The 6,565-nt window shown below is 56.7% G+C and carries 6 protein-coding genes; 3 read left to right on the top strand and 3 right to left on the bottom strand.

Annotated elements, in window-relative coordinates; translation table 11 throughout:
* Window positions 1–85: 85 nt before the first annotated feature.
* On the bottom strand, window positions 86–616 hold the full coding sequence (locus HMPREF2796_RS03380) for an inorganic diphosphatase (protein WP_003824323.1): 531 nt from the start codon (window positions 614–616) through the stop codon (window positions 86–88).
* Window positions 617–1,013: 397 nt separating this feature from the next.
* Between HMPREF2796_RS03380 and glmM the strand changes: the two genes are divergently transcribed.
* The 3 genes from glmM (at window position 1,014) to HMPREF2796_RS03365 (ending at window position 4,810) form a co-directional block, all read left to right on the top strand.
* Window positions 1,014–2,345, top strand: a complete 1,332-nt coding sequence (glmM, locus tag HMPREF2796_RS03375) for a phosphoglucosamine mutase (RefSeq protein WP_070630950.1) — start codon at window positions 1,014–1,016, stop codon at window positions 2,343–2,345.
* 27 nt (window positions 2,346–2,372) lie between these two features.
* Window positions 2,373–3,053 (top strand): DedA family protein, encoded by a 681-nt coding sequence (locus tag HMPREF2796_RS03370; RefSeq protein WP_023887138.1) that lies wholly within the window; start codon window positions 2,373–2,375, stop codon window positions 3,051–3,053.
* Window positions 3,054–3,169: 116 nt separating this feature from the next.
* Complete coding sequence (locus HMPREF2796_RS03365; RefSeq protein ID WP_070630949.1) at window positions 3,170–4,810, top strand: FAD-dependent oxidoreductase; 1,641 nt, start codon at window positions 3,170–3,172, stop codon at window positions 4,808–4,810.
* A 241-nt stretch (window positions 4,811–5,051) separates the two neighbouring features.
* Here HMPREF2796_RS03365 and HMPREF2796_RS03360 read toward each other — a convergent pair whose 3' ends face one another.
* Both HMPREF2796_RS03360 and HMPREF2796_RS03355 read right to left on the bottom strand, forming a co-directional pair.
* Complete coding sequence (locus tag HMPREF2796_RS03360; RefSeq protein WP_141749142.1) at window positions 5,052–5,693, bottom strand: hypothetical protein; 642 nt, start codon at window positions 5,691–5,693, stop codon at window positions 5,052–5,054.
* A gap of 252 nt (window positions 5,694–5,945) precedes the next feature.
* Window positions 5,946–6,557 (bottom strand): phosphoribosylanthranilate isomerase, encoded by a 612-nt coding sequence (locus HMPREF2796_RS03355; protein ID WP_070630945.1) that lies wholly within the window; start codon window positions 6,555–6,557, stop codon window positions 5,946–5,948.
* Window positions 6,558–6,565 lie beyond the last annotated feature (8 nt).

Below are 6,565 nucleotides of genomic sequence, written 5' to 3'. Positions count from 1 at the left end.
GCAAGGCGAGCCAACGCTGTACTGGTTTAAATCTAATTCACTATACTTTATCAGGTAGCCTTTTCAGCCAGCCTCTAGCACAAGGTTACTGCGCTTTCCAACGGGCTTGCGATTCGCGGATAACGGCTTTGGCTTCTTCAATGTCGCCCCAGTGGCCGACTTTGGTGCTGCCAGGTTTTTTCAAATCTTTATAGTGATTGAAGTGGAATTCGATTTGCTTGATCAGCTGCGGCGGCAAATCGGCCAACGTCTTGATGGCATTGCCGTTGTGGCGGTCGTCGGCAGGCACCACCACTACTTTGTCGTCCACTTCGCCGTCATCTACAAATTTCATCACGCCGATCACTCTGGCTTCCATGTAGATGCCGGTGGGCAGCGGCAGATCAGTAATAATCAGGGCGTCGAGTTCGTCGCCGTCTTCATCGAGGGTTTGCGGGATGAAGCCGTAATTGGTGGGTTTGGCGAAAATCTGCGGCTCGATGCGGTCGAGTTTCATTGCGCCGATTTTGCGGTCCCATTCGATTTTCTGGTTGGAACCTTGCGGAATTTCCACCACTACATTGATGATGCCGCCGTCTACATCGCCGGCGTCGAGAATTTTATTGAAGTCTGCCATGGTTTTTCCTTCTGTGCTTGAACGGTTTGAAAGGCCTGATTATAGCGACCATCGCTGGCATAATCTATATATAGCCGTTCTAAATGGGCAATAATCCCACCTTAGCCTGCTTCGCTGTAACACATGCACCATTCAGGCAAAGGCTACCTGAAAGCAAAACTTCAACGAATCCAAAATGTAGCGCGAGTTTCTGCGCCACTCAAATTTTTCAGGTAGCCTTTGGGCTGGGTATAAACTTCATTGCCGAATGCTTTGCCGCCTACTGATTGCCGCCATTCCAATGCCTTTTGCGCCGTAGGTTTGCCCGATTTAACCGCCGCAATGCTGGCATAAGAAGGAGTGCTGCTTTACAATTCGCTCATTCGGCCTACAAGCGGCTACTACAAAGGATTTCACGATGGCAAAAAAATATTTCGGCACGGACGGTGTACGCGGCGAAGTGGGCAAATTTCCGATTACGCCCGATTTCGTATTGAAGCTGGCCTATGCCGCCGGCCAAGTGCTGACCCAGCACGACGATGAAATCAAACCCACCGTGCTCATCGGCAAAGACACCCGCATCTCCGGCTATATGCTGGAAACCGCGCTGGTAGCCGGTTTCACCGCTGCCGGTGTGAATGTTATCCAAACCGGGCCGCTGCCCACCCCGGGCGTGGCCTATCTTACCCGCGCGCTGCGCCTCTCTGCCGGCGTGATGATTTCCGCCTCCCACAACCACTATGCCGATAACGGTATCAAATTCTTCACCGAAGACGGCATGAAGCTGTCTGATGAAATCGAGCAGGAAATCGAGCAGCAGCTGGAGCAGGAAATGCACACTGTTTCCTCAGACCACCTCGGCCGTGCCAAACGCGTGAGCGGCGCAGACGACCGCTACATCGAATTTTGCAAATCCACCTTCCCCGCCAATATGGATTTACGCGGGCTGAAGCTGGTGGTGGACACCGCCAACGGCGCCGGTTATCACGTAGCGCCCAAAGTGTTCCACGAGCTGGGGGCAGACGTGATCGAAATCGGCAATCAGCCCAACGGTTTCAATATCAACCATAAATGCGGCGCCACCTACACCAAAACCCTGCAAGCCGCCGTGCTGCAAAACGAAGCCGACTACGGCATTGCGCTCGATGGCGACGGCGACCGCCTGATGATGGTGGACAAACAAGGCAAAGTGTACGACGGCGATTCGCTGATTTACGTGATTGCCCGCGCCCGCCATAAAGCCGGTTCGCTGGTTGGCGGCGTAGTCGGCACAGTGATGACCAATATGGCGATGGAGCTGGCCTTGGCGCAGCTCAAGATCGAATTCTGCCGCGCCAAAGTGGGCGACCGCTATGTGCTGGAACAGCTGCACCAACACGGCTGGCAGCTGGGTGGCGAAGCCAGCGGCCACATCCTCTGCCTCGATAAGCACAACACCGGCGACGGCACCATTGCCGCCCTGCAAGTGCTGGCTGCGCTGCAAACGCTGGATCAAGATTTGGCCGCCGCCGTAGATTGGCTACCCTTCCCGCAAACCATGATTAACGTGCGCATTAGCAAAGGGCAGGATTGGCAAACTGCCTCCGCCTCCGAGCTGCAGGCCGTGGAAGCCGAATTGGCCGGGCACGGCCGCGTGGTATTGCGCGCCTCCGGCACCGAGCCCGTGGTGCGCGTGATGGTGGAAGCACGCGACACCAAGCTTGCGCAACGCTGCGCCGAACGCATTGCCGACAGCATCCGTCAAAAATAACAGCAACTAACAGGAACACCCACAACCATGCTGGACATTCTAGAAGCCCTGTTCACCCAATACGGCTATGCCGCCGTATTCGTGGTGCTGGTTGCCTGCGGTTTCGGCATTCCTATTCCCGAAGACATCACCCTGATTGCCGGCGGCGTGATTTCCGGCCTCGGCCACAGCAACGCGCACATCATGGTGGTGGTGGGCATGATCGGCGTGCTCACCGGCGACGGCATGATGTTCCTGCTCGGCCACTTCTACGGCGACCGCATCCTCAAAGCCCGCTTCGTCAAACGCCTGATGCCGCCGCAACGCTACCTGCAAGTGCAGGAAAAGTTCGACAAACACGGCAGCTGGGTATTATTCGTGGCCCGTTTCCTGCCCGGCCTGCGCACCCCCATCTTCATCACTGCCGGCATGAGCGGCCGCATCTCGTTTTGGCGCTGGCTGATTATGGACGGCCTCGCCTCCCTGATTTCCGTGCCCGCCTGGGTGTATCTCGGCCACTACGGCGCCGCGAACAAAGACTGGCTGCTCATGAAAGCCCACCAGTTCCAGCACATCCTCTATGTGATCATCGGCATCGGCGCACTGGTGTTGTTCTACTTCTGGCAGCGCAAACGCCGCCGCAGCCAATTTTTCCACGCCAAACTGCAGGAAATGCGCCAAAAACGACAAGCCGAACGCAGCAAACAGCAAAATCAATCTGCCGAATAAGGCTGCACCGCAATCTTGTTTTTCAGGTAGCCTTTTATTCATAGAGGCTACCTGAAAACATATAAACTATTAGACTTCTGCCCGCCACCAGCCTACCCCCCAAGGCTACCTGAAACATGAAACTCACCCGCCGCCAACTGCTCGGCAGCGCCGCCGCCCTCACCGCCGCAGCCGCCGCCTCCCGCCTAGGCCATCAATACCTCCACCGCCTGCCCCCCGTGCGCATCCACCGCATTGGCCTGCCCTTCGGCCACGAGCTGCGCAACGGCCAAGTTTCCCTTGCCCCCCAATCCGAACACCGCTGCCACACCCTCATCCTCGGCAGCGGCGCCGCCGCCCTCTCCGCCGCCTGGCATTTAACCAAACACGGGCAACACAACTTCCTCCTCGCCGAAGGCATCGAGCGCAACGGCAACAATGCCGCCTATGTTTCAGGTAGCCTTTCTGCCCCCTCCGGCGCGCACTATTTAGCCCTGCCCTCGCAGGAAAGCGTGTATGTGCGCCAACTCTTATCCGACCTCGGCATCCTGCTCGACGGCATCGATCAGCCCGAGCCCCTGTATCGCGAAACCGATTTAGTTTACGCCCCCGCCGAGCGCCTGTATTACCAAAACCGCTGGCAAGACTCCCTGCTGCCGCAAGAAGATGCCGACAGCCGCCGCTTCCACGCCCTCATCGAAACCCTGCGCCGCGCACACGGCCGCGACGGGCGCAAAATCTTCGCCATCCCCATCGCCCATTCCTCCACCGACGAAGAATGGCGCCGCCTAGACCAAACCACCTTCGCCGCCTGGCTCGAAAAAGAAAACTACCGCTCCCCCAGCCTGCTCTGGTATCTCGACTACTGCTGCCGCGACGACTACGGCCAAGGCATCGCCCAAGTATCCGCCTTCGCCGGCCTGCACTACTTCGCCGCCCGCGGCCACACCAACGAAGCCGTGCTCACCTGGCCCGAAGGCCTCGCCCACCTTTCCGAAGCCATCCGCCGCCATATCCGCCTGCAAAATATCGACAGGCTACCTGAAACCGCCGATCTCACCTTCCCCCAACCCACCGCCATCAACGCCTCCGCCCTGCAAATCAGCGAAACCGATGAAGACGTAGCCGTTATCCTGCGCCACAACCAAAGCGGCCACACCGCCCTCATCCGCGCCCAAAACGTTATCTGCGCCATGCCCCTGATGATTGCCGCCCGCATCATCGCCCAGCCCCAGCGCTACGGCTTCTCGCTCAACCTGCCCGCCTACGCCCCCTGGCTGGTGAGCAATTTCGTGCTCAACGGCTTCCCCCGCGAAGCACAGCGCAGCGAATTGGCGTGGGACAACGTAGTGCACGGCACGCAAGGCCTCGGCTACGTTGTATCCACCAACCAGCTCATCCGCACCGCCAAACCCGAACACACCATCTTTACAGCCTACACCGCCCTCAACCACGACAGCCCGCAAAGCATCCGCAGCTGGCTGCTCAACGCCGGCGAAGCCGAGCTGCTCGAACACGCGGCCCAAGACCTCCTCCAAGCCTACGGCCCAAGCTTCTGGCCACACGTCGCCTCCGTAGACATCAGCATCCGCGGCCACGGCATGAGCGTGCCCACCCCTGGCTACCTCACCCAACCCACCCTGCTCCAACTGCGCCAACACCACTCCCGCCTCACCTTCGCCCACAGCGACCTGAGCAGCTACTCCGTGATGGAAGAAGCCGTTTACTGGGGCGTGGAAGCCGCTGAGAAAGTCCTGCATCCCTCAGCTCGAGCATAACCAAAGGCTAACTGAACCCCGTTTGTCGGTTTCAGCTAGCCTTTTCAATATGCTACAAGCAGATATAACAGCTGCCCCTACAACATTTCAGGTAGCCTGCCACGCGGGGGCTACCTGAAACATAAGATGGGAAACCAAACGGCAGTATTGCCATCTCAGCATTTCAATTGAACACCAGCAGCAGACTTACTAGAAAGGCTACCTGAAATTTCAGGTAGCCTTTGGTTCTATTACGGCAGGTTTATTTCAAATTGATATATGGGTGAATATCCACCGCAGTCATGACCTCTTTAAACTCAGGAATCGGAGGGCTGTTGTCCACAAACTCAAAACGATATTTGCCATAGGGCAAGTCGAAACAGTCCACCCCGTCCTGATAGGCAAGGTTTCTAGGGTTATCCGTGTTGCTGCCATAGGAATAAAAGACTTTCCCCATTATATTGAGATTGGTGTAGTTTTTACGGAAAAAGACCTTTTCACCAAACCAACCTTGGCGGTAGGCGGTAACTTGGAAAGTGTAATATTGGCGGTAGAAGGTTTCAGGAGCTAACCCGCCTATAGCCATGCCTTCTAGGTTATGCCCGCGGAAAACTTCTTGCTTGCCGAATTCCCATTGGTCTCTATCGCTTGGCCCTCTTTCCAGATTAGGGCCGTACAATTTGGTTTGGCCATCAATAAACTCTGTCCGCATGCCGATGCAATACAGATGCTTAACATAGCTGCGCACTTCCAAATTCAGTCGTTTATTCTGCCCCAGCGGAAAATCGGTATAAGTAGGCGAGTACCCCGTGATATATTCCACGCCCATTATGGCCAACGTTCGCGTTACCATACAGCTGGCCAAACCGTAAGCCACCAGCACAAACAAAACCACCCAGCGCAAACCGCGCCGGTGGCGTTTCAGGTAGCCTTTCAGCTTGCCGACAAAAGTTTGGGGCTTGGCAAGCTGCTGCTCGGGAAACAGGGGGTTTTATGCACGCGGCTACTCCTGTGGAGTTCTGAAATATGTTTTACACATCATCATAATCCTGCCAAAGACAGGATGCAAATCAGCCCACCTATAGGTTGTCTGAAAAAGAAGGCTACCTGAAAACAAAACTGAAGTTTTCAGGTAGCCTTCTTTTTTACGGCCAATCTACCCACGCACCTGCCGGATAAAGTCTGCCATCAAATCACGGTTCTTAATGCCGGGCGCCTGCTCCACCCCGCTGGATACATCCAGCCACGCCGCGCCGGTTTGCCGCAAGGCGGCGGCCACATTGTCCGGGTTCAGCCCGCCCGACAAAATCCACGGCAGCGGCATGGTGTCGGGCAGCAAGCGCCAATCGAACACCTGCCCCGTGCCGCCGTATTGGCCTTCAATATGCGCATCCAGCAGCAGGGCGGCAGCATCGGCATAGTGTTCGGCCGCCTCGGCAATATCCTGCGCCGATTGCACCCGCACGGCTTTCCAATAGGGCTTGCCGAACTGGCGGCAAAATTCTGGCGCCTCGTCGCCGTGGAACTGCACAATATCAATCGGCACTGTGCCCAGAATCCGGCGGATCTGCTCGGCCGATTCGTTCACAAACAGCGCCACTTTAACCACCTGCGGCGGTAGGGCAGCGGTAATTTCGGCGGCCTGCGCAGCATCTACGCAACGTTTGCTTTTGGCATAAAACACCAAGCCTACCGCATCGGCGCCCAATTCAGCAGCGGCCTGCGCGTCTTGCGGCCGGGTAAAACCACAGATTTTGATTTTAGGCATCGGGTTTC

The sequence above is a fragment of the Eikenella sp. HMSC071B05 genome, assembly GCF_001811325.1.
In the GTDB taxonomy this organism is placed as follows: domain Bacteria; phylum Pseudomonadota; class Gammaproteobacteria; order Burkholderiales; family Neisseriaceae; genus Eikenella; species Eikenella corrodens.
This window is presented reverse-complemented; position numbering and strand designations above follow the sequence as displayed.